The sequence below is a fragment of the Streptococcus sp. 2020WUSS089 genome, from assembly GCF_044427405.1.
In the GTDB taxonomy this organism is placed as follows: Bacteria; Bacillota; Bacilli; order Lactobacillales; family Streptococcaceae; genus Streptococcus; species Streptococcus hashimotonensis.
The window spans coordinates 446,202-468,223 of record NZ_JAOTGD010000001.1; the positions used below are offsets into that span (position 1 = coordinate 446,202).

Here is a 22,022-nt window from a genome sequence, read left to right on the forward strand (position 1 = left end):
TACCACTTCTCTGATTTCGTCTTCCCACTCTCAAAATAAAAAATACCAGCTACACCACATAGCTGATATTTCAGATAATTATTTTGCACTTCTGACACAAGCTTCATAGGTCTGTTCCATCAACATGGTAATAGTCATCGGACCAACACCACCTGGAACTGGGGTAATATAACTTGCTACTTCTGATACTTCATCGTATTTGACATCACCGATTAGCTTGCCATTTTCATCACGATTCATACCAACATCAATCACCACGGCACCTGGCTTAACAAATTCCTTGGTCACAAAATGACCACGACCAATGGCAACAACAAGAATATCGGCCTGACGAGCAAGAACTGGCAAGTTTTTGGTACGAGAATGTGCAATCGTTACAGTAGCATTGGCATCCAATAGCAGCTGTGCCATCGGTTTACCAACAATATTAGAACGACCAATAACTAAAGCAGACTTCCCTTCCAGCTCAATCTGATATTCCTTGAACATTTCCATAATTCCTGCTGGAGTAGATGGAATCATGACAGGATGACCTGACCAGAATTTCCCCATGTTAGTCGGATGAAAACCATCCACATCCTTATCTGGGTCAATAGCCAACAAGACCTTCTCCTCGCTGATGTGGGCTGGTAAGGGCAATTGCACCAAAATACCATGCCATTCTTCATCCTGATTATAGCGCTCAATCAAATCCAACAAGTCTGACTCAGAAATCGTATCTGGAACACGAACAACCTCACTCTTGAATCCAGCAGCTAGAGCTGACCGCTCCTTATTCCGTACATAAACCTGACTAGCAGGATTTTCGCCAACTAAAATAACTACAAGACCTGGTACCAAACCCTTTTCTTCTTTTAATCGAGCAGTTTTCTCCGCCAAGGTAGCCTGCATTTTTACACCTAGTGCTTTCCCATCAATGACTGTCATACCTACACTCCTTTTGTTTTTTCTATTATACCCTAAAATTCTCCGACTGACTATACTTGTACAAAGTAGAATATAGCATATAGCAAAAAACTCCGAACAATATCGGAGTCGTACTTATTTGTTCATTTATAGTCTTTTAGTTTACTTTTAGTACTAGGCAACGAGCTGCAGACAGTACTGGAGTACGGCAAAGCGAGTTAACGAAGTAATAAAAGAAAAACTAAATGACTATATTACAAGACCTTAGACAAGAAATCCTTAGTCCGTTCTTCCTTGGTATGTTCAAAGACTTCTTCAGGCGTTCCATCCTCCACGATGACACCACCATCCATAAAGATAACCCTGTCAGCTACCTCACGTGCAAATCCCATCTCATGAGTCACGATAACCATGGTCATCCCTGACTTAGCCAAATCCTGCATAACAGCAAGAACTTCACCAACCATTTCAGGGTCTAGTGCAGAGGTCGGTTCATCAAAAAGTAGGACATCTGGGTCCATGGCCAGACCACGTGCAATAGCGATCCGCTGTTGCTGACCACCTGAAAGGCTTTGTGGATAGGCATTCGCCTTATCTGGCAATCCTACCTTTTCAAGTAATTCCTTAGCCTTCTTCTCAGCCTCATCCTTTGCAATTCCCTTTGTCTTAATAGGTGATAAAGTAATATTATCTAATACCGTCATATTCGGAAAAAGATTGAACTGTTGAAAAACCATTCCCATCTTTTCACGCATCTTGAAAATATCATTTGACTTGTCAGTAATATCAACACCTTCAAATGTAACAGTTCCCTTGGTCGGTACTTCTAAGAGGTTCATTGTACGTAAGAAAGTCGATTTCCCTGACCCTGATGGACCGATAATAACGACTACCTGACCTTGTTGAATATCTAAATCAATTCCTTTTAGAACCTCATTCTTTCCGAAGTATTTATGTAAATCCTTGATAGAAATAATCGCATTAGACATGGAACTGCCCTCCCTTGTTCAACTTTTTCTCAAACGACTGAATAATCACTGTTAGCACCGTTGTCATAATTAGATAATAGCTCGCTGCAAATACAAGTGGTGTTAAAGGAATATAAGAAGTGGATTGAACTGTCTGAGCACCGTTCCATAATTCCATCACACCGATGGTTGACAAAAGTGAACTATCCTTGACAATAGTCACAAATTCATTTCCCAAGGCTGGAAGGATATTCTTGATAGCCTGTGGCATGATAACGTAACGCATGGCCTGCTTTGGTCTAATACCAAGCGAATAAGCAGCTTCCAGCTGTCCTTTTGGCACAGCATTAATACCTGCACGAACAGTTTCAGATACATAGGCACCCGAGTTCATCGAAATAACAATGATACCTGGAATCAAGCGTGTCAAATCTACCGTCAAAATTCCTAGCTGAAAAGTGGGTGCTACAAAATGTGTCATCGCAAAAGCAATCATAATCTGAACAATCATCGGTGTCCCACGAAAAATCCAGACATAGATATTAGCAGTCCAAGCTAACACTTTATACTTACTACGCTGAGCAAAGGCAAGCAACACACCTAAAATACTACCAAAAAATACTGAGAAAAATGCAATAATGAGGGTAACAATTGCCCCATAATTAAAATAAGCCCAATACTCAGGCAAAAAAGAAAAATTCATTCATCTTACTCCAATTCTGTCATTTAGAGTCTATTATACCATTTTCGAATATTTATGCAATACTTTTGTTTATAATATTCATTTTACATAAGAAAAAAGCACCCTTAGGTGCCTCTCACTTCTTCTTAGTACAATAGCTCATAGATTTCCATTGCAATCAAGTCGATGCTATCAAACGCGTACGTTTCACGAGCAGCAACATCACGCAAGGTAAATACTGAACCATTTTCCTCGTCATAGCTATAAGCCACTTCTGCAACAACAATACCATCACGTTCGAAATTACGTTTCAACGTACCGCCGTCATTAGCCATAGCTTCCAGACGATTGATAATTCTCACCAAATGTGATTCCATATTCGTTCTCCTAATCCTTTTTATAGGAATATTTTACCACATATTGCCAAAAAAGTCTTATTTTTTCCCTATTTTCTTCCTATCGCCCTATTTTTCATAGAAAGTTTTTCCAAGCGTAGCAGTTTCTTGATTTTTCTATGAATCTTGTTATAATAAAGCTAGAACTGACCTTTTTTGACTATTCAACAATAGGTCATATTTTTCACAGAAAGAGGTAGAATTATGCTCTGCAAAAATTGTAATATCAACGACGCAACGATCCATCTCTACACCAACTTAAACGGTAAACAACAGCAGGTAGACCTCTGTCACAACTGCTACCAAATCATGAAAACAGACCCTAATAATGCTATCCTACGTGGGTTGGGAGATTTAACAAATCCTAACAATATGGATCCCTTTAGTGAATTCTTCAATCACCTAGGTGGCTATCCTGGCAATACCCCTGCTGGAAAAAATCGCGAACAGACTCCTCCCACTCAAGCCGGTGGTGGGCATAATGGACGTGGTGGACAGACCCCTCCTCCGCAACAACCCCAACAACCAAATGGGCTCCTTGAAGAATTTGGTATCAACGTTACCGAAATTGCCCGTCGTGGGGATATTGATCCAGTAATCGGTCGCGATCAAGAGATTACCCGTGTCATCGAAATTCTCAACCGTCGTACAAAAAATAACCCTGTTCTTATCGGTGAGCCTGGAGTAGGTAAAACAGCGGTTGTTGAAGGCTTGGCTCAAAAAATTGTCAATGGCGATGTCCCACAGAAATTACGAGACAAGGAAGTCATTCGTCTGGATGTTGTCAGCCTCGTACAAGGAACAGGTATCCGCGGACAATTTGAAGAACGTATGCAAAAACTCATGGAAGAAATCCGTAATCGTCGCGAAATCATTCTTTTTATTGACGAGATTCACGAAATTGTCGGTGCTGGTTCTGCAGGCGATGGCAACATGGATGCTGGCAATATCCTCAAACCAGCCCTCGCACGTGGTGAAATGCAACTAGTCGGTGCAACAACGCTCAACGAATACCGTATTATCGAAAAAGATGCCGCCCTAGAGCGCCGTATGCAACCTGTAAAAGTTGAAGAACCAAGTGTCGAAGAAACCATTACCATTCTCAAAGGTATCCAAAATAAATACCAGGATTACCATCATGTTAAATACTCCGATGCTGCTATCGAAGCTGCCGCAGTACTGTCCAACCGCTACATTCAAGACCGTTTCCTACCAGACAAGGCTATTGACCTTCTGGATGAAGCTGGTTCAAAAATGAATTTGACCCTCAACTTTATTGATCCAAAAGAAATTGACCAACGCCTGATTGATGCCGAAAAGCGTAAAGCACAAGCTACACGGGATGAGGACTATGAAAAAGCGGCCTATTTCCGTGACCAAATTGCTAAGTACAAGGAGATGCAAAAGGCAACTATCAGCGAGGAAGATATTCCACTCATTACTGAGAAAGAAATTGAGGCCATCGTTGAGCAAAAAACAAATATCCCAGTTGGCGATTTAAAAGAAAAGGAACAGTCCCAGCTTGTGAACCTCGCTAGTGACTTAAAAGCCCATGTTATCGGACAAGATGAAGCAGTTGACAAGATAGCTAAAGCCATCCGCCGTAATCGTGTCGGTCTCGGTGCTCCAAATCGTCCAATTGGATCCTTCCTCTTTGTCGGACCAACAGGTGTCGGTAAAACCGAATTGTCTAAGCAATTAGCTATCGAACTCTTCGGTTCGGCGGACAGCATGATCCGCTTCGACATGTCCGAATACATGGAAAAACACGCTGTCGCTAAACTCGTCGGAGCTCCTCCAGGCTATGTAGGCTATGAGGAGGCTGGACAATTGACTGAAAAAGTCCGTCGTAATCCTTATTCACTCATCCTCCTTGACGAAGTTGAAAAAGCCCACCCAGATGTCATGCACATGTTCCTTCAGGTCTTAGACGATGGGCGTCTGACAGATGGACAAGGTCGGACAGTCAGCTTCAAAGATACCATCATCATCATGACATCAAATGCTGGTACTGGAAAAGTTGAAGCAAGTGTCGGTTTTGGTGCGGCTATGGAAGGGCGGACTCAATCAGTCCTTGGCCAACTTAGCAATTTCTTCACACCTGAATTTATGAACCGATTTGACGGCATTATTGAGTTCCAACCACTGAGCAAGGAAAACCTACTTGAAATCGTCAGCCTCATGCTAGACGATGTAAACAAACGCCTTTCTCACAATGGCATCAGCCTCCATGTAACAGATAAAGTTAAGGAGAAATTAGTGGACCTTGGCTACGATCCAAAGATGGGAGCTCGTCCACTACGCAGAACCATCCAAGATCAGATTGAAGACGCTATCACCGACTTCTACTTAGAACATCCAGCAGAAAAAGACCTACGTGCTGTCATGTCAAGTAAAGGTACAATTCAAATCAAGGCACAAACAAAGACAAAATAAGAAAATAGAGCTGCTCCCTACGAGTAGCCTATTTTACTGTTTTGATATTCTATTTTTCTAAATTTTTCCCCATCTCCATCCTATAAAAAAACTTTACTTTGTAAAGCCTATCACAAGGAAAAATAATAAAAAAGTGGTATAATGTATACAACTCATTCCAATTATGAAAGAGGATAGAATTGCCTATGGAGAAAATCGCTGTATTTGGAGAAAAGAAGGCTGGCGTCAGCTACCAGAGTCGCTTTGGTGTTTACGCAGTTATCCCAGATGAAAAGAAAGAACAGATTATACTCGTTCAAGCACCAAACGGAGCTTGGTTTCTTCCTGGTGGAGAAATTGAAAAGGGAGAAAATCACCTCATTGCCTTGGAGCGCGAATTGATGGAAGAGCTTGGATTCACCGCTGAAATCGGAAAATACTTTGGTCAGGCTGACGAATACTTCTACTCTAGCCACCGCGATACCCATTTCTATAATCCAGCCTACATCTATGAAGTAACTAGCTACCATCAAATAGGGCAACCACTAGAAGATTTCAACCATATTGCCTGGTTCCCAGTCAATGAAGCCATCGATAAACTCAAACGTGGTAGTCACAAATGGGGCATTGAACAATGGAAATTGCAAGAAAATTCATTCAATAACTAGTAAAAACACTCTAATCGTGCTATAATGTAGCCAAAGAGATAGAGGAGGTTCCACATGAAAATCATTAACACGACAAATAGTCATCCCAATCTTGTCCAAAGCCAGTTGGCTAATACTGATGCTTTCCTAGTAGAGACTTATTCTGCAGGGAATACAGACGTTATTTTCACACAGGCACCCCGTCATTATGAACTCTTGATCAGTAATAAATACCGTGCAGTACAACAAAATGAAATCGAGCAAATTCGTGATTTCTTCCTTCATCGAAAAATTGATGAACGAACTATTAACAAGGCTGCCATTCAAACGATTCACACAGACCGTTTGATTGAAATGTCTATTCCCATTATCGCAGAAGTGTAGGAAGACATTTGGCTTCTTTCAGATTGAAGAAAAAGTCCATTTTGGACAATTTTCTTCAATCTTTTTTCTTTATGTTGAAAATAAAAAACTCTCAGATACGCCGAAATATCAATGTTTCTAAGAGTTTAATGACTTGCTATCTTTCGCAAACTTCTTCAATTTTTATATTTTTAGGAGTTTGTCTACGTTCTGAAGAGGCTGGGAAAAAAGTCCTGCCACACTTCTCAGAGTTCGTGTCAACATCACAGCGCAGTGGTTGATTGGTAGATTTGTTCGTGTTTTACACTCCAAATCTGACCTAATCAACTGTGCGGGGGTGGGAAGACGAACTCTTTTTTAGACCAGTCGAGTTCTTTCCCACTCCCTTTTCACTCATCAAGGCTCTTGACAACGGATAATTTTGATTTTCGAAGAGTATTACAAAAAAGCCTATCGCTAGATAGACTTTAACAAATGTATTGTGATTACTTAAGCTTCAAAACCTTGAGCTACTGCTTCAGCAAAGTTTTCTTCCACTACGCTTGCACAGTGGTCACAGATGGTTGCACCATAACTACGTTCTACAACGCTGGTATCAATACGGCGGCAACGGTCACATACTTCACCGCTTGCACGCTCTACAGTAAAGGCAACTTCTTCTACCAGAACAGCACTTTCAGGAGCTGCTTCCGTGGTTACTGTAAGGTTAGAAACGATGAGCAACTGAGCAAGGTCTGCATTCAAGCTCTCCAAGAAGGACTTGGTTTCAGCTGAGACATAGGCAGTCAAATGAGCTTCAAGTGATTTACCGATGACTTTGGCATTACGTGCTTCTTCCAAGGCTTTTTGTGCCTGAGTACGGAAGACCATAAAGTTTTCCCAATCAGCCAAAAGCTGCGCTTCATTGGCAAAGGTTTCCACCTCTGGCATTTCCGCCAATTGTACAAACTCTTCTGCTTCGTGTTCCAAGTATGACCAAATTTCTTCTGCTGTGTGTGGCAAGATTGGGGTCAAGAGCTTGGTAATTTTCACCAAGATGTCATAGAAAACTGTCTGCATCTGACGACGAGAGAGTGATTTAGCACCATCAATGTAGACAACATCTTTGGCAAAATCGAGGTAGAAGGCTGACAAATCAAGGGTTACAAAGTTTACTACAGATTTGTAGATGCCCATGAAATCATAATTGTCGTAGGCTTCACGGATTTGTGCAACCAATTTGTTAAATTTCACCAAGAGATATTGGTCAACAGAACGAAGCTCTTCGTAAGCCACTGCATCACTTGCAGGATTGAAATCAGAAGTGTTGGCAATCAAGAAGCGAAGGGTATTACGGATTTTACGATAGGTTTCAGAAACCTGTCCAAGAATATCCATAGACACACGTACGTCGTTTGAAGTATCAACGGATGTCACCCACAGACGCAAGATTTCTGCACCAAATTGTTTCTCAACATCACTTGGTAGAATGGTATTGCCTAGAGATTTAGACATCTTCATACCTTTGCCATCTAAGACAAAACCTTGTGACAAGACAGCCTTGTATGGTGCATGACCATTTACGGCTACAGAGGTAATCAAGGAGGAGTTAAACCAACCACGGTATTGGTCAGAACCTTCTAGGTAGAGGTCTGCTGGGTAGGCAAGATTTTCACGGGCATTCATGACACCATTCCAAGATGAACCAGAGTCAAACCATACGTCCATGATGTCTGTTTCTTTGGTAAATTCGCCATTTGGTGAACCTGGATGAGTGAAACCAGCTGGCAAAAGATCTTTTGCTTCTGATTTCCACCAGATGATAGAACCATGCTCTTCAAAAAGGGCAGCAACGTGGTCTGTCACTTCCTTGGTCATAATCGCTGTACCATCTTCTGCATAGAAGATTGGAAGCGGCACACCCCAAGCACGCTGACGAGAGATGACCCAGTCACCGCGGTCACGGATCATGTTGTAAAGACGTGTTTTACCCCAAGCAGGAATAAAGGTCGTTGCTTCGATTTGGTCCAAGATTTCCTGACGGAATTTAGAAACAGAGGCAAACCATTGCGGTACTGCACGCCAGATGATTGGCTTCTTGGTTCTCCAGTCAAATGGATAAGAGTGATTAATCACTTCACTAGCAAGGAGCAAGTCGCCCAATTTTTCCTTAACCGTTGGTACAACCTTATCATAGAATTGCCCTTCAAAATCAGGACCCGCAGCTTCATTCATCAAGCCGCGTTCGTTGACAGTTACCGCAACCTCCAAGTCATATTTGACACCGACATTATAGTCATCCTCACCAAAACCTGGAGCCGTATGGACGATACCAGTACCCGAGTCCGTTGTGACATGGTCACCTAAGATAACCAATTCATCAACTTCTCTATCCCATGGGTGTTCGGTCACGATGTATTCAAACTCAGCACCCTTGTGTTTTGAAATCACTTCGAAGGATTCCCAACCGAATTTGGCTGCCAAGTTGTCAACCAAGGCTTCTGCCAAGACATACTTACGGTCAGAACCAGCTGGTTGAACCAAGACATAGTCAATGTCTGCTCCCATTGTCAAACCGCGAGAAGCCGTTACTGTAAATGGAGTTGTTGTCCAGACAACGATGTAGCTGTCTGTATCCAAGAGCCCCTTGCCATCTTTGACCTTGTTAGCATAATAAAGAGATGTTGAGTCAATGTCGTGGTATTCAATTTCAGCTTCTGCAAGGGCAGATTCAGATGACCATGACCAGTAGACAGGCTTGGCACCACGGTAAATATAGCCCTTGTCTGCCATAGCACCGAAGACACGGATTTGAGCTGCTTCATAGTCTTTCGTCAAGGTGATGTATGGATTTTCCCAGTCTGCAGAAACACCCAAGCGTTTGAAATCATCACGTTGCTTGTCAACTTGGCTAAGAGCGTAATCACGACACATTTCAAGGTATTCTACCAAGTCCATTTCCTTGCGCTTAACACCTTGTTTTGCCAAGACTTGCTCAATAGGAAGACCATGCGTATCCCAACCCGGTACAAATGGTGCACGGAAGCCAGACATTGACTTAGAGCGAACGATAATATCTTTAGAAATCTTGTTCAAAGCATGTCCAACGTGGATATTTCCGTTAGCGTAGGGAGGGCCATCGTGGAGGTGGAAGGCAGGTTTGCCTTCATTGAGTTCTTGGCGACGAGCATACAAGTTTGCTTCATCCCAAGCCTTTTGCCATTCTGGTTCGCGAGTTGGTAAGCCTGCACGCATAGGAAATGCTGTCTTACCTAAATTGAGTGTTTCTTTTAATTTCATCATAACTCCTTTATCTTATAATTAGTTCCATTTTCATTTCTTGGCCTTCTAAACCAACGGATTGAAAACCAAGTTTTTCTAAAATGTACCTCATTTTATGATTACCAATGACATAATTTATAGAAATTTTATGACAAAGCGGATCCGCCTTCGCCTTTCCAATCATTTGCTGGATGACTTCTTTTCCAAATCCACGATTTTGAAAATCCTTATCAATTAACAAGCGCCATAAATAATAACTATTATCTTTGGGTTCAATAGATAACATTGCAAAACCGACAACTTTTCTGCCAGATAGCACAGCATATGGTAGAATCATTCCCAAATCTTTATATAGCCAAGCTTGGGCTAAAGAATATTCAACCGATGCCACTCGGCGCTGGTCCTCAGGTGCAAGTTGAACTTGTAACACTGCTTCAAAGTTGTCCTTGTTTACTAATTCTAATCGTATCATAAAAATAAAAAAAACTCCCGCCAAATAAGGACGAAAGTTCGTGGTACCACCTTAGTTTAGATAGAGTTTCCCCTATCCCTCTATGTTCGTAACGTGAACGGGCCGTCTTTCCTTACTATTTTCAGGAAAAATCAAACAAAGTGATGATCCATAGAAAGAGATTGTAGGGCTTCCACCATCTCCTACTCGCTATAAATATTTCTACCGACCGTGTCTCTGCTTATGATCTTTATTATTCTTCTGTTGAAATTTCTACAGACTCTCCACTCTCAAAAGCTGCTGCCTGACGTGTTAATTCTGCAATTTCTTCTGGTGTCAATTGACGTGTATAATCCAAACTTTCTTCTTCAACAGGTAATTCTTCATCCAAAGCCTTATGAAGAACATCACGGAAAGCCTCGTCACTTGTTTGAATGTAACTTGCTGTTGGGCGAAGGATTTCCTCCCATTCAGATGAATTAACCAATGATAATTGGCTTTCTACTGTTGATTTCAGACGCTGATGGAAAATACGTGTCTTGTTTTTTAATTCTTCAGTCTCAATGACAACTTTTTTCGCGTTGTCAGTCGCATTACGAAGAATTTCATTTGCCTTATCTTTAGCTTCATGTAACAATGTTGCCGCATCATAGTCAGCTTGTTTAATAATATTTGCCGCTTGATCTTCGGCCGCAACCTTTACTTTCTCAGCTGTATCTTGAGCTAAAAGAACTGATTTACTCAATGATTCTTTCATCTCATCAAAATAAGCCAAACGTTCCCGCAAATTTTTCAATTCTAACTCTTGGTCATGGTTTTTACGAATTAAATCCTCATAATCACGCGTTACAATGTCCAAAAAGTCATCAACTTCATCTGCGTCGTATCCTCTAAATTTTGTAGCAAAGGTTTTATCTTTTAATTCTAATGCTGTAAGTGCCATCTTTCCTCCTAAGTTTTAACAATGTCTAACTTTAATTTTATCTTCCCTTGCTTAGAAAAACCTAAAAATTCATTTAGGCGAACTCTACCATATCTCCTAACACTAATTAATTGCCCTATTTCAACTAATTTACTGGTTTGTTCTGTCAGAACATAATCCAATTTCACATGTCCAGCCTCAATCAACTTATTTGCAGTTGCCCTTGAAAGATTAAATGCGACCGAAATCACTTTATCCAATCTCATACTGGAAACCAACACATCCTTTGAACGCCATTCCTGTCCAATCGGTAGTCGAACAGTCATCCATTCTTCTTCCTTTCCCTTAACAGGGACACGAGCAACTTTAGTGATAGATTGTAAGGCAATCTGCCCAAATTTCTGATCGATAAAGACAATCAATCGTTCCTCATCAATCAAAATATCACCCAAATACTCCCTTTTAATCCCTAGTTGATTGAGAAAAGTTCCAAGAACTTGTGAATGGGATAAGGTATGAAATTTTCTAGCATAGGACAAATGAAGAGCGGTTAACTCAAAGTCCTTGATGTCCAACTCATAATAAGCCGGGGCAATAATAACCCGCGAATGTTCAGTCGAAACAAAGTCCCGACTAGAAAACGTTTGTAACTGGTAGTAGTTAGCAATTTTGCATACAATTTCATCTTGTCTAGGATGTAAAAAGTGAGTTAATCTATATGAATACGTATCTTCAACTTGCTGACACATATCCATTATTTTCTCTACAAACTCTCTTTCTTCCCTAGAAAAATGTTGCAATAAGTTTTTGTCATTTTTCATAACTATGCTAACAGTAGCAATAATTGAACCAAGAAGCGAGTTCCCATATTAAGCGCAATCATGGCTGCCATTACGGTCCAATCCAACCCCATAAATTGCAGATTAAATCGCCTAAAGGGTTTTAAAATGGGTGCTACCAGCCATTGAATCAAACGTCCAATCGAGCTTGTATATAGGCTAGGAAACCAACTTAGCAAAGCGTATGCCAATAAGAGATAGGAATAAATTTCTACAATTTTTAATAGTAAAAAAATCAAAATTTGCATAGCGTTACCGTTTTATATCAAAGTCAAAATTTGAATCAGCCGCACCAGTAGTTGTACCAGCATTGCGCAATTCTTCAATATTGACTGTGACATTTACTGGAGTTAACAGCCACATGGTATTTGAGACCTTTTTCAAATTTCCAGATAATACTGAACGAGCACCATCCAAGTAGTCTAAGCAACGTCTTGCTTGTTGCTCCGACATATATTGAAAATCAATGAGAATACTCGCATTGTCTAATAAAAGATTTACCATCTCTGGTGCATCTTCATAACGTTTTGGAAACTTAATATCAATTGTAGTTTTGACAATCTCTTTTTCGTTATTATTCGTCATCAATTCTTGCTGCCTTTCATGTAGGCGTTGAAGTTGACTTTCTGAACGTGCTTCCCGACGCGTCTCTACTTTTGGCTGCTGTTCGCGCACAGGTGCAGCTGTAGTAGTATTGGCAACACGCATTTTAGGACGATCATTAGGCATTGAATAGGCATCTGCCTGTTCTTCAACTTCATTGACTTCGTCAACTTCAAAGTAATTAAATAAGTTCTTAAATGTATCTTTTAATGCCATATTTTCCTCCTCTCCATTATTCAAAGAATGCTGAGCCAATTCTCACATATGTAGCTCCGTGAGCAATGGCGCGTTCAAAGTCCCCACTCATTCCCATACTTAACTCTGTAAAGGGCATACGTGGTAAGTTCCTTGTAGCTAGTTCTTCTTGGATTTCCTGCATTTTAGAAAAAATCTCGTCTAATTCATCAGCTGTAGCATCAATCGGTGCCATCGTCATCAATCCAACAAGTTCAATGTTCTCCAATAAACTAATTTCAGCAAGTGCCGCATCAATCTCAGATACTGCAAAGCCATGCTTACTCTCCTCACCGGAAACGTTGACTTGGAGGAAACACTTGACTATTTTAGTCGCACGTTTATCTATTTCCTGAGCTAGTTTGACAGAGTCTAGGGCGTGGAAATAATCAACAAATGGAATAATGTCCTTGACCTTTCTTCTCTGTAAAGTCCCTATCAAATGCCATGTCAATTGTTTGTCTGCTAGGGCATTATACTTTTCCAAGAACTGATCGACTCGATTTTCTCCAATATGAGTAATTCCAGTATTCACTAGCTGATTAGCAATAGAGCTGTCAACATATTTGGTGACAGCTATTACCTTTACTGATTCACTCGGACGACCTGCCTTCTCAGCAGCTTTTGCAACTGCTGAAAAGATAGCATCCTTATTCTTTTGAAAATTCATTTTAGTTTAGCGATTACGGAAGAATGGTGGTGTATCCAATTCATCCTCATCTTGATCCATTGTAAATTTTTCGACGGAAACAGTGGATGTTGGTTCTGCGTCAGTTGGACGAATCAAGTTTTCACGACGCAAATCCCACTCTCCGAAGGCAGAAGCTTTCGGCGCTTCAGTTTGTTGTACAGCTCCACGAGTTGGTGCTGATGCTACTGAATGATCAAAGCGTTGAGAAGGGCGTGGTGAAACAGCTTCCGTGCGATGGCGGGCTGGTTTATCAGTAGTATCTTGACGAACACCTGTAGCCACAACAGTCACACGAATCTCATCTTTCATTGTTTCATCAATAGATGTACCCAACCAAATGTTAACACCTTGACCCGCAGCCTGATTAACGATTTCTGAAGCATCTTCTGCTTCTGTCAGAGTCATGTCATAACCACCTGTAACATTGACAATGACATCCTCTGCACCATCAATTGTTGTTTCAAGAAGAGGAGAATAAATCGCTTTACGAGCCGCCTCAATCACTCGGTCCTCACCAGTACCGATACCGATACCCATCAAGGCGTTTCCTTTGTTTTCCATAACTGTCTTCACATCTGCAAAGTCCAAGTTAATCAAACCAGGATTTGTAATCAAGTCTGTAATTCCTTGAACACCTTGACGAAGAACATTATCAGCTTCGCTTAGTGCTTCTAAAAGCGGTGTTTTCTTATCAACAATTTCAAGAAGGTTGTTGTTTGAAATAATTAAAAGTGTATCTACTTGTTCGCGAAGACCTTCAATTCCCTCAATCGCAAAGTTTCCACGTTTATTTCCTTCAAAACCAAACGGACGAGTCACAACTGCGACAGTCAAGGCACCCAAGTTTTTAGCAATACGTGCAATAACAGGAGCCGCACCAGTCCCTGAACCACCGCCCATACCAGCAGTGATGAAGACCATATCTGCACCAGTTAATACATTAGTCAATGCTTCTTCGCTTTCCTCAGCAGCTTTACGACCAACCTCAGGTTGACCTCCTGCACCCAAACCACGAGTCAATTTAGGACCTAGTTGGATAACTGTTTCAGCTTTAGAGCTACTTAGCGCTTGTACATCTGTGTTTGCTGCAATGAACTCAACCCCAGCAACACCTTCTTCAATCATACGGTTAATCGCGTTTCCGCCACCACCGCCGACACCGATTACTTTAATGACAGCACCATGACTAGCTGCTGCTTCAAATGAAAATGCCATAGTTTAAATCACCTTTTCTTTTCTCTTATTCAAACATGCTGCCAAACAAACCACGAATGCGATCTGTGATGTTTCCCTTAGCAGCTGGACGAACTTCTTCTTCCTCATCATGGTAAGTAGGAGCAACTTGTTCCTCTACCTGATCGACTGTGTTCAATTCGTTCACGATTTCTCTTTGAATTGGCTGACTAATTCGAGGACGAGCAACAGGAATTTCAACTGGCTTATGTCTCAAGGTAGTCTCGCCATTTACTGCATGTTGGGCAATATTTTCAACATCTTCTAACTCACCAACATACTCAACAAAGCTAATCACACTTGCAAATGCTGGATTGCGGATACCAATTTGATTTGGAACAAAAAGTTTAGTATTAACACCAAACACTTCTTGGGCCAATTCTGTAATTCCTGGTAAGATAGCACCACCACCTACAAGAACAATGCCACCTGGTAAATCTAGAGCACGTGTACGCTCCAAATCTTGTTTTACACGGTCAAAAATCTGACGCAAACGTGCCGCAATCACTTCTGAAAGGTAGCGCTCGGTCACTTCAACTGGAGCGTTTTCTCCAATCACTTCGACAGTGAACTTTTCCTTATCACTTGCATCTTGCGGATAGGCAATGCCGTAGTTGTATTTCAAGTTTTCAGCAATACTCTTTGAAGTTGTCAATACTTTTGAAATATCGTTTGTGATATAATCTCCACCTTCTTGGTAGATGTTTGTGTATTGCAACTCTTGACCACGCATAACAGCCACAGTCGTTTGACCGCCACCAAGATCAATGACAGTCGCACCAAACTCACGTTCACCTTCATTCAATACAGAGCGAGTTAGTGCCAACGGAGAAATTACAATATTTTCAACTTGGACACCTACACGCTCCACCGTTTTACGAAGATTGTGAAGAATGGTACGTGGTCCTGTGTACAGCATACCACGCATTTCCAAGCGAATTCCCATCATTCCACGAGGGTCCTTAATGCCTTGGAATCCATCGACAGTGAACTCTTCTGGAATAAATGAAATCACTTCGCGTTCCGGAGTCATACTCTTCGTCAATGCTGATTTTACAACATTCTCAACATCCAAGTCTGTAATTTCTTGTGAATCTGTTGTAACAGGAATCATCCCTTGAGTCGGTTCAATCTGAAGAAGGTTGGCAGGTAATCCAACATTTACCTTTTCAATGCGGATACCTGACTTTTCTTCTGCCTGCTCGATCGCTTTTTTAATCGCTCCAGCAGCCACCTCAATATTTACAATAATTCCATCTTTGACGCCAGCACTTTTTACATTGCTGACCCCAATCACATTCATTTCGTTATCAATATATTCTGCAACCAAGACTTTAACGGAGCTTGTACCAATATCTAATCCCGTAAAAAAGCCGTTTCTAGCCATTCTATCAGTCCTCTCTTACTTCCAACTTTAACAAATCATCTTCCATTTTGAAAAATAGTATAATTAGTCATCATTCATTATACCATATTATATCGAATTATGGTGTTTTTAAAGGATTTTTTTATTACTTTTTCTTTACAAAATTATCTATTTTAGCTTGCATATCTATAAATACCAACTTCCATATCAATTGTCGTTGGAACTGTCACTTCTGCCGCTATTTTTGCATAGTAAGGCAACTTCTGACCAATCTCACTCAATGGAACTAAAACCGTGTTCCCATCTGCCATATTGAGTGTCAGCAAATCCGCGGTCACTTTACTTGGCGTTAAATTTATTGTCTGAATAGCAGAACGAATTCCTGTATCTATTTTCCCTAATTCAATGGCCAGTTCCTTGATTAATTCCTTGTCGGATAAATTAATCGTTGGGTAGCCTTCTGGCAAGGAATCCTGTGAAATCGACTCTCCACCAACCTCTCCACTAGACAATACTGGATACCACTGACTTTGTTGCTGAATGTAGCCTATTATAGCGTATTCTTTAATTTGAATCGTAAAGGTAGCTGGAAACTGGAACTTGATTGTTGCTGTCTCTACAGACGAACTATTCTTCTTAATATTCTTTGCGTAAGCATCTGCATGCAAAGCTATGGTTACAATGTAATCATCTGGAGAGATAAGGCTATAATTTTCTACTTGCTCAGCAGTTAGTCGCTCATTTCCAACGACCTCTATCTGTTTTTTCTTGCTGGTTGGAGAAATAAAATACAGAGCCAAGGCTGCCAATAACAAGCTCGCCACAAGAACTGGAACGGCTTTCCACACTACCTTGGAAGGAATAGCAGTTTGTAAAGGGTGAATCTTTTTCTCTGTTTCCTTTTTGGATTCCCGACTCTCTTGTCTTCTGTTTATTCCCTGAAAAAGGACTCTTTTACTCTTTCTAGCTTTTGGGCTCTTCTGTTCTGTCTGCCCTTCGTCATCTGCCTGAACATCTGCATCATCTTTATGAGCAAGGTAGGCTTGGTGGCGTGCTTTCCATTGTTCGAAAAAGGCACTTTTTTCATCATCCGGAGCAGTCATCTCAGGTATGTCTACATCCGTAGAAAGTCCTTTTTCTTCGGCTAATACAGATCCTTTCTCCGCTGGTGAAATTTGTTCTGAATCCAATTCTACTTGGGACGCCTGTTCCACTTCTAGCACTGATTCTTCTACATTTGAATCTTTTTCCGTCATAGAACCTACCTTCCCATATCTTCTCTAAGCAAATTGTAAAAACTATCTACTGACTGAATTTCATTAGAATTTGCCATGTTTTGGATATAAAATTCCTTATTTTTCAATAGCTCATCAACTTCTACTAACAGACTGGCAAATGTCAATTGACTTTCATCAATCTGCTTAGAATATCCCTTTTTCTCTGCATAGAGAGCATTTTCAATCTGGTCCCCTCGACTGGCCTGCCGTCCCAGTGGCACAATCAAATGGAGTTGTTGCATGGCAATCAACTCAAACAGAGTATTGGAACCACCACGGGTAATAACGACATCCGCTAAATCCATCAAGGGTTGATAAAGTTCTGTCACATAGTCAACTCTATATAGGTTTTTATCTAATTGGTTGAGACTACTGTCCCCTGTCAAGTTGATAATATTGAATCGTTCAGTCAGAGCAGCACTATTCTGACTGATTAAATCATTAAAGACCTTAGCACCGCCCGAACCACCTACAAACAGTAGGGTCGGCAGACTTTTATCGAAGTGACTGAGAATTTCTGGCAACTGAATTGGTGTAACTTTGTCATTCGTTTGCCCCACTTTTGTAACCGCACCAACATGTTTTACTTTAGTCAAGCTGGCAGGTTGCTCAAAAGTACTATACATGGTTGTCGCAAATTTATAGGCTATTTTATTGGCCAGTCCCATTGTTAAGTCTGATTCATGGATAAAGACCGGAACCCGCAGCAAATTAGCCGCAATAACTGGCGGAACCGATACAAACCCACCTTTTGAAAAAAGAGCTTGCGGACGAATTTTAGCAATAATGGCCAAGGATTGAAGAACACCAAAACCAACTTTAAACACGTCCAACATATTTTGGAAAGAGAAATAACGGCGCAATTTCCCAGTCGAAATAGAATGAAAATGGACATCTAAACCTGATTTCACAACCTGCTCATGTTCAATACCGTTCCCATCACCAATATAGTGGACTTCCCAGCCTTCTTCCAAAAATCGCGGAATCAAAAGGAGATTGAGCGTCACGTGCCCAACAGTCCCTCCGCCTGTAAAAACAATTTTTTTCATGATTATTTCAACTCCTCAAAGGTCTGTAAGAAGACGTCACCACGCACTTCAAAATTGGCATACATATCCCAGCTTGCATTGGCTGGACTCAAAAGGACGATATCTCCTTTTTCTGCAATGGCAAAGGCTTTTCTAGTCGCATCCGCAATATCAAGAGCTTCTATCGTTTCCACTTCTGCCTTATCTGCTGCACGGTGAACACGGGGAGCTGATTGACCAAGGATCACCATTTTCTTTAGTCCGACTAAATCAGGGACTAATTCATCAAATTCATTGCCACGGTCCAAGCCTCCTGCAATCAAAATGACCTTGCTATTGTCAAACCCTGAAAGAGCTTTTTGAGTCGCCAAAATATTGGTAGACTTGCTATCATTATAGAAGGAAACCCCATTGATCTCGCCTACAAATTGCAAGCGGTGTTTGACACCTCCAAAGGCAGACAAACTTTCCTGAATCGCTTGGTGGTCTACTCCCAACAATTTTGCAACCACAATGGTTGCCAAGGCATTTTCAACATTGTGTGAACCTGGAACACCAATTTGGTCCGCATCCATGATGTATTCACCCTTGAAATAGAGTTTTCCATCTGCCAAATAAGCTCCATCAACCACTTCCAGCGTAGAAAAAGGAACTACAGTTGCTTTGGTCTGTCCAGCCAGTTCCTTGGCTTCTTTCTGGTTGAAGTTGAGCACTACAAAATCCTCAGCCGTCATCTGACGCTGAATCATCCATTTTGCTGCTACATAGTCTTCAAAAGTCCCATGATAATCAATATGACTGGCAATAAGATTAGTCACAACGGCGATATGCGGGCGGAAAGATTCTGTCCCCATTAACTGGAAAGACGATAATTCCATGACCAAGGTATCCTCTGCAGTCGCAGTTTGAGCGACCGAAGATGCTGGGTAACCAATATTTCCACATAATTTTGCAGGTTTATTTCCAGCATTCAAGACTTCTGCAATCATGGTCGTTGTCGTTGTCTTACCGTTCGAACCTGTAATCCCCACAATTGGAGCATCTGATACCAAGTAGGCCAACTCAACCTCTGTCCATACTGGAATTCCTCTTCCAATTGCTTTTTCAACCATCGGATTATCATAACGAATTCCTGGATTTTTTACCATCAAAGCGAAATCTTCATCCAACAATTCCAAGGGATGGCTCCCGCAAATAACACGGATACCATCTTCCAACAAAGATTGAGCAGTCGGATTTTCTTCAAAAGGCTTCCCATCGTTAACAGTGACGATAGCACCCAATTTATCCAGGAGACGGGCTGCGGATTCCCCTGATTTAGCTAAACCTAGCACTAACACTTTCTTATTTTTTACAATATCAATCATCTTCATCTCAATTACCTTTACTTTCTAACACCTTATTTTACCCTTTACGAAGACCTTTTTCAAGCCAGAGGACAGAAAAACCGACGCAAAGCGTCGGTTAATTTCATCTATATCTATAAGGATCAGGTCGCTCTGTTCTCCTCTGCCTGTCTTTAGGTTCTTTATCGAGATAATAAATATCCCGCATCGCCCAAAAACCAATCAGAATCATTAGTAGACCAACCCAAATTTCCTTTGGAAATTGCATGATTCTTAAAAATCCAAGTACCAAGGCAATCGCTAATGCTACCAGTAAAAATACTGCCGCAATCAAATTCATAGTCCCCTTAATATTGCGAGGTGCAATAAAAATATAAAAAAGTACTAACATGATGGCGAGGATTAAATAAAACATGCTTCTTCTCCTAGAAATTATTCCTCAGTCGCTAATTTTTTCTTTTTCGCAGCCTTATCACGCTCTGCCTTGTTCAAGATTTGCTTACGAAGACGGATAGATTCTGGCGTTACTTCCATGTATTCATCATCGTTCAAGAATTCTAGTGATTCTTCAAGAGTCAAGATACGTGGTGTCTTAATTACAGACGTTTGGTCTTTGGTAGCTGAACGAACGTTGGTCATTTGTTTTGCAGTTGTGATGTTAACTGTCAAGTCATTTTCACGTGAGTTTTCACCGATAATCATTCCTTCGTACACTTCAGTACCTGGGTTTACAAAGATGGTACCACGCTCTTCAATACGCATGATAGAGTATGTCGTTGCCTTACCTTGGTCGATAGAGACAAGGGCACCACGGTGACGACCACCGATTTCACCTTGAACAACAGGCAAGTATTGGTCGAAAGTATGGTTCATGATACCATAACCACGAGTCATTGAAAGGAATTCTGTTGAATAACCAATCAAACCACGCGCAGGCACTAGGAAAACAAGACGAGTTTGACCATTACCTGTCGCAACCATATCCAACATATCACCCTTACGCTCAGATAGGGATTGGATAACAGAACCTTGGTATTCTTCTGGAGTATCGATTTGCACGCGCTCGAATGGCTCCATTTTCACGCCGTCAATTTCCTTGATGATAACTTCTGGACGTGATACTTGAAGCTCATATCCCTCACGACGCATGGTTTCAATCAAGATAGACAAGTGCAATTCACCACGACCTGAAACAGTCCATTTATCTGGAGAGTCAGTAGGGTCAACACGGAGAGAAACGTCTGTTTGCAACTCAGCCAAAAGGCGCTCTTCAATCTTACGAGATGTCACCCATTTACCTTCACGACCTGCAAACGGTGAGTTGTTCACCAAGAAAGTCATTTGAAGGGTTGGTTCATCGATACGAAGAACTGGAAGTGCCTCAACTGCATCTGTCGGAGTCACAGTTTCACCAACGAAGATGTCTTCCATACCAGAAACGGCAATCAAATCACCAGCTTTTGCTTCTTGGATTTCTTTACGCTCAAGACCGAAGAAACCAAAGAGTTTTGTAACGCGGAAGTTTTTCGTTGTGCCATCTAGTTTAGAAAGGGTAACTTGGTCTCCTACTTTAACAGTACCACGGAAGACACGACCGATACCGATACGACCTACGAAGTCGTTATAGTCCAAAAGGGATACTTGGAACTGCAAAGGCTCATCTGAGTTATCCACTGGTGCAGGGATATGTTCGATGATGGTATCAAATATTGGTGCCATTGTTTCTTCTTGGTCTGCTGGATTGTCAGACAAAGATGAAGTACCGTTGATAGCTGATGCATAAACCACGGGGAACTCCAACTGGTCATCATCTGCACCCAATTCGATGAAGAGTTCAAGCACTTCATCTACAACTTCTTCTGGACGAGCAGATGGTTTGTCAATCTTGTTAACAACGACGATTGGTGTCAAGTTTTGCTCAAGGGCTTTTTTCAATACGAAACGAGTCTGTGGCATAGTCCCTTCGTAAGCATCCACGACAAGCACAACACCGTCAACCATTTTCATAATACGCTCAACCTCACCACCGAAGTCTGCATGTCCTGGTGTGTCCATGATGTTGATACGAGTACCGTTATAAGCTACGGCAGTGTTCTTAGCAAGAATAGTGATACCACGCTCTTTTTCGATATCGTTTGAGTCCATGGCACGCTCATCCAATTGCGTACGCTCATCAAGCGTTTGGGATTGTTTCAATAATTCATCAACGAGGGTTGTTTTTCCGTGGTCAACGTGGGCAATAATGGCTACGTTACGGATGTCTTCTCTAAGTTTTGTCATAATATCCTCTGTATATTTTAATTTAACTAAAAAAGTATATCATAGATTGGCGTAAAAATCACAGATAATCTTGTTGTAAATGTTTTCAGATAGCAGATTGAAAGCAGAAGAAAAG

The 22,022-nt window shown here is 41.2% G+C and carries 21 protein-coding genes; 3 read left to right on the forward strand and 18 right to left on the reverse strand.

Annotated elements, in window-relative coordinates; genetic code table 11:
• Window positions 1-78 precede the first annotated feature (78 nt).
• From ODU46_RS02080 to ODU46_RS02095, 4 genes are all read right to left on the reverse strand, one after another.
• Window positions 79-927, reverse strand: coding sequence for a bifunctional methylenetetrahydrofolate dehydrogenase/methenyltetrahydrofolate cyclohydrolase (locus tag ODU46_RS02080; protein ID WP_336385353.1), 849 nt, complete (start codon window positions 925-927; stop codon window positions 79-81).
• Between the two features lie 233 nt (window positions 928-1,160).
• Window positions 1,161-1,895 (reverse strand): amino acid ABC transporter ATP-binding protein, encoded by a 735-nt coding sequence (locus ODU46_RS02085; protein ID WP_002943067.1) that lies wholly within the window; start codon window positions 1,893-1,895, stop codon window positions 1,161-1,163.
• A complete protein-coding gene (locus ODU46_RS02090; RefSeq protein WP_002938702.1) occupies window positions 1,888-2,577 on the reverse strand; it encodes an amino acid ABC transporter permease in 690 nt (229 codons plus the stop codon). The genes ODU46_RS02085 and ODU46_RS02090 overlap by 8 nt, the downstream gene beginning before the upstream one ends.
• A 125-nt stretch (window positions 2,578-2,702) precedes the next feature.
• Window positions 2,703-2,933, reverse strand: coding sequence for a DUF1797 family protein (locus tag ODU46_RS02095; protein ID WP_002938704.1), 231 nt, complete (start codon window positions 2,931-2,933; stop codon window positions 2,703-2,705).
• A gap of 222 nt (window positions 2,934-3,155) precedes the next feature.
• On the opposite strand from ODU46_RS02095, the gene ODU46_RS02100 reads away from it, so the two are divergent.
• The 3 genes from ODU46_RS02100 (at window position 3,156) to ODU46_RS02110 (ending at window position 6,397) form a co-directional block, all read left to right on the forward strand.
• The gene (locus tag ODU46_RS02100) at window positions 3,156-5,387 is read left to right on the forward strand and encodes an ATP-dependent Clp protease ATP-binding subunit (RefSeq protein ID WP_336384335.1); all 2,232 of its coding nucleotides are present in this window, start codon (window positions 3,156-3,158) and stop codon (window positions 5,385-5,387) included.
• A 185-nt stretch (window positions 5,388-5,572) separates the two neighbouring features.
• Window positions 5,573-6,034: an NUDIX hydrolase gene (locus ODU46_RS02105; RefSeq protein WP_002938708.1), complete on the forward strand. Its 462-nt coding sequence runs from the start codon at window positions 5,573-5,575 to the stop codon at window positions 6,032-6,034.
• A 54-nt stretch (window positions 6,035-6,088) separates the two neighbouring features.
• The gene (locus ODU46_RS02110) at window positions 6,089-6,397 is read left to right on the forward strand and encodes a DUF1827 family protein (protein WP_002938710.1); all 309 of its coding nucleotides are present in this window, start codon (window positions 6,089-6,091) and stop codon (window positions 6,395-6,397) included.
• A 468-nt stretch (window positions 6,398-6,865) separates the two neighbouring features.
• Here the strand turns inward: ODU46_RS02110 and ileS are convergent, their stop codons facing one another.
• The 14 genes from ileS to typA form a co-directional block, all read right to left on the reverse strand.
• Window positions 6,866-9,655 (reverse strand): isoleucine--tRNA ligase, encoded by a 2,790-nt coding sequence (ileS, locus tag ODU46_RS02115; RefSeq protein ID WP_105135798.1) that lies wholly within the window; start codon window positions 9,653-9,655, stop codon window positions 6,866-6,868.
• Window positions 9,656-9,665: 10 nt separating this feature from the next.
• Entirely contained in the window at window positions 9,666-10,109 is a 444-nt protein-coding gene (locus ODU46_RS02120; protein ID WP_024401975.1) for a GNAT family N-acetyltransferase, read from the reverse strand.
• A gap of 232 nt (window positions 10,110-10,341) precedes the next feature.
• Window positions 10,342-11,031, reverse strand: coding sequence for a DivIVA domain-containing protein (locus ODU46_RS02125; protein ID WP_024385043.1), 690 nt, complete (start codon window positions 11,029-11,031; stop codon window positions 10,342-10,344).
• A gap of 8 nt (window positions 11,032-11,039) precedes the next feature.
• Window positions 11,040-11,831 carry an RNA-binding protein gene (locus tag ODU46_RS02130; RefSeq protein ID WP_398579168.1) on the reverse strand — a complete coding sequence of 264 codons (792 nt, stop codon included), beginning with the start codon at window positions 11,829-11,831 and terminating at the stop codon, window positions 11,040-11,042.
• A 2-nt stretch (window positions 11,832-11,833) separates the two neighbouring features.
• Entirely contained in the window at window positions 11,834-12,097 is a 264-nt protein-coding gene (locus ODU46_RS02135; protein ID WP_002943042.1) for a YggT family protein, read from the reverse strand.
• A 4-nt stretch (window positions 12,098-12,101) separates the two neighbouring features.
• Window positions 12,102-12,668, reverse strand: a complete 567-nt coding sequence (locus tag ODU46_RS02140) for a cell division protein SepF (RefSeq protein ID WP_024406976.1) — start codon at window positions 12,666-12,668, stop codon at window positions 12,102-12,104.
• A 16-nt stretch (window positions 12,669-12,684) separates the two neighbouring features.
• Complete coding sequence (locus ODU46_RS02145; protein ID WP_230333336.1) at window positions 12,685-13,356, reverse strand: YggS family pyridoxal phosphate-dependent enzyme; 672 nt, start codon at window positions 13,354-13,356, stop codon at window positions 12,685-12,687.
• 6 nt (window positions 13,357-13,362) lie between these two features.
• Window positions 13,363-14,592, reverse strand: coding sequence for a cell division protein FtsZ (gene ftsZ, locus ODU46_RS02150; RefSeq protein ID WP_230333337.1), 1,230 nt, complete (start codon window positions 14,590-14,592; stop codon window positions 13,363-13,365).
• Between the two features lie 25 nt (window positions 14,593-14,617).
• On the reverse strand, window positions 14,618-15,997 hold the full coding sequence (gene ftsA, locus ODU46_RS02155; RefSeq protein WP_114866259.1) for a cell division protein FtsA: 1,380 nt from the start codon (window positions 15,995-15,997) through the stop codon (window positions 14,618-14,620).
• A gap of 152 nt (window positions 15,998-16,149) precedes the next feature.
• On the reverse strand, window positions 16,150-17,232 hold the full coding sequence (locus ODU46_RS02160; protein WP_222759876.1) for a cell division protein FtsQ/DivIB: 1,083 nt from the start codon (window positions 17,230-17,232) through the stop codon (window positions 16,150-16,152).
• A gap of 5 nt (window positions 17,233-17,237) precedes the next feature.
• On the reverse strand, window positions 17,238-18,302 hold the full coding sequence (locus ODU46_RS02165) for a UDP-N-acetylglucosamine--N-acetylmuramyl-(pentapeptide) pyrophosphoryl-undecaprenol N-acetylglucosamine transferase (protein ID WP_032500041.1): 1,065 nt from the start codon (window positions 18,300-18,302) through the stop codon (window positions 17,238-17,240).
• A gap of 2 nt (window positions 18,303-18,304) precedes the next feature.
• Entirely contained in the window at window positions 18,305-19,654 is a 1,350-nt protein-coding gene (gene murD / locus ODU46_RS02170) for a UDP-N-acetylmuramoyl-L-alanine--D-glutamate ligase (protein WP_398579170.1), read from the reverse strand.
• Between the two features lie 97 nt (window positions 19,655-19,751).
• Window positions 19,752-20,042 (reverse strand): DUF3165 family protein, encoded by a 291-nt coding sequence (locus ODU46_RS02175; protein ID WP_099832401.1) that lies wholly within the window; start codon window positions 20,040-20,042, stop codon window positions 19,752-19,754.
• Window positions 20,043-20,059: 17 nt separating this feature from the next.
• Window positions 20,060-21,907: a translational GTPase TypA gene (typA, locus tag ODU46_RS02180; RefSeq protein ID WP_009909450.1), complete on the reverse strand. Its 1,848-nt coding sequence runs from the start codon at window positions 21,905-21,907 to the stop codon at window positions 20,060-20,062.
• Window positions 21,908-22,022 lie beyond the last annotated feature (115 nt).

Coding starts and splice junctions, on each gene's coding strand:
- ODU46_RS02080 (WP_336385353.1), bottom strand. CDS start 927: ATGACAGTCATTGATGGGAAAGCACTAGGTGTAAAAATGCAGGCTACC.
- ODU46_RS02085 (WP_002943067.1), bottom strand. CDS start 1,895: ATGTCTAATGCGATTATTTCTATCAAGGATTTACATAAATACTTCGGA.
- ODU46_RS02090 (WP_002938702.1), bottom strand. CDS start 2,577: ATGAATTTTTCTTTTTTGCCTGAGTATTGGGCTTATTTTAATTATGGG.
- ODU46_RS02095 (WP_002938704.1), bottom strand. CDS start 2,933: ATGGAATCACATTTGGTGAGAATTATCAATCGTCTGGAAGCTATGGCT.
- ODU46_RS02100 (WP_336384335.1), top strand. CDS start 3,156: ATGCTCTGCAAAAATTGTAATATCAACGACGCAACGATCCATCTCTAC.
- ODU46_RS02105 (WP_002938708.1), top strand. CDS start 5,573: ATGGAGAAAATCGCTGTATTTGGAGAAAAGAAGGCTGGCGTCAGCTAC.
- ODU46_RS02110 (WP_002938710.1), top strand. CDS start 6,089: ATGAAAATCATTAACACGACAAATAGTCATCCCAATCTTGTCCAAAGC.
- ileS (WP_105135798.1), bottom strand. CDS start 9,655: ATGAAATTAAAAGAAACACTCAATTTAGGTAAGACAGCATTTCCTATG.
- ODU46_RS02120 (WP_024401975.1), bottom strand. CDS start 10,109: ATGATACGATTAGAATTAGTAAACAAGGACAACTTTGAAGCAGTGTTA.
- ODU46_RS02125 (WP_024385043.1), bottom strand. CDS start 11,031: ATGGCACTTACAGCATTAGAATTAAAAGATAAAACCTTTGCTACAAAA.
- ODU46_RS02130 (WP_398579168.1), bottom strand. CDS start 11,831: ATGAAAAATGACAAAAACTTATTGCAACATTTTTCTAGGGAAGAAAGA.
- ODU46_RS02135 (WP_002943042.1), bottom strand. CDS start 12,097: ATGCAAATTTTGATTTTTTTACTATTAAAAATTGTAGAAATTTATTCC.
- ODU46_RS02140 (WP_024406976.1), bottom strand. CDS start 12,668: ATGGCATTAAAAGATACATTTAAGAACTTATTTAATTACTTTGAAGTT.
- ODU46_RS02145 (WP_230333336.1), bottom strand. CDS start 13,356: ATGAATTTTCAAAAGAATAAGGATGCTATCTTTTCAGCAGTTGCAAAA.
- ftsZ (WP_230333337.1), bottom strand. CDS start 14,592: ATGGCATTTTCATTTGAAGCAGCAGCTAGTCATGGTGCTGTCATTAAA.
- ftsA (WP_114866259.1), bottom strand. CDS start 15,997: ATGGCTAGAAACGGCTTTTTTACGGGATTAGATATTGGTACAAGCTCC.
- ODU46_RS02160 (WP_222759876.1), bottom strand. CDS start 17,232: ATGACGGAAAAAGATTCAAATGTAGAAGAATCAGTGCTAGAAGTGGAA.
- ODU46_RS02165 (WP_032500041.1), bottom strand. CDS start 18,302: ATGAAAAAAATTGTTTTTACAGGCGGAGGGACTGTTGGGCACGTGACG.
- murD (WP_398579170.1), bottom strand. CDS start 19,654: ATGAAGATGATTGATATTGTAAAAAATAAGAAAGTGTTAGTGCTAGGT.
- ODU46_RS02175 (WP_099832401.1), bottom strand. CDS start 20,042: ATGTTTTATTTAATCCTCGCCATCATGTTAGTACTTTTTTATATTTTT.
- typA (WP_009909450.1), bottom strand. CDS start 21,907: ATGACAAAACTTAGAGAAGACATCCGTAACGTAGCCATTATTGCCCAC.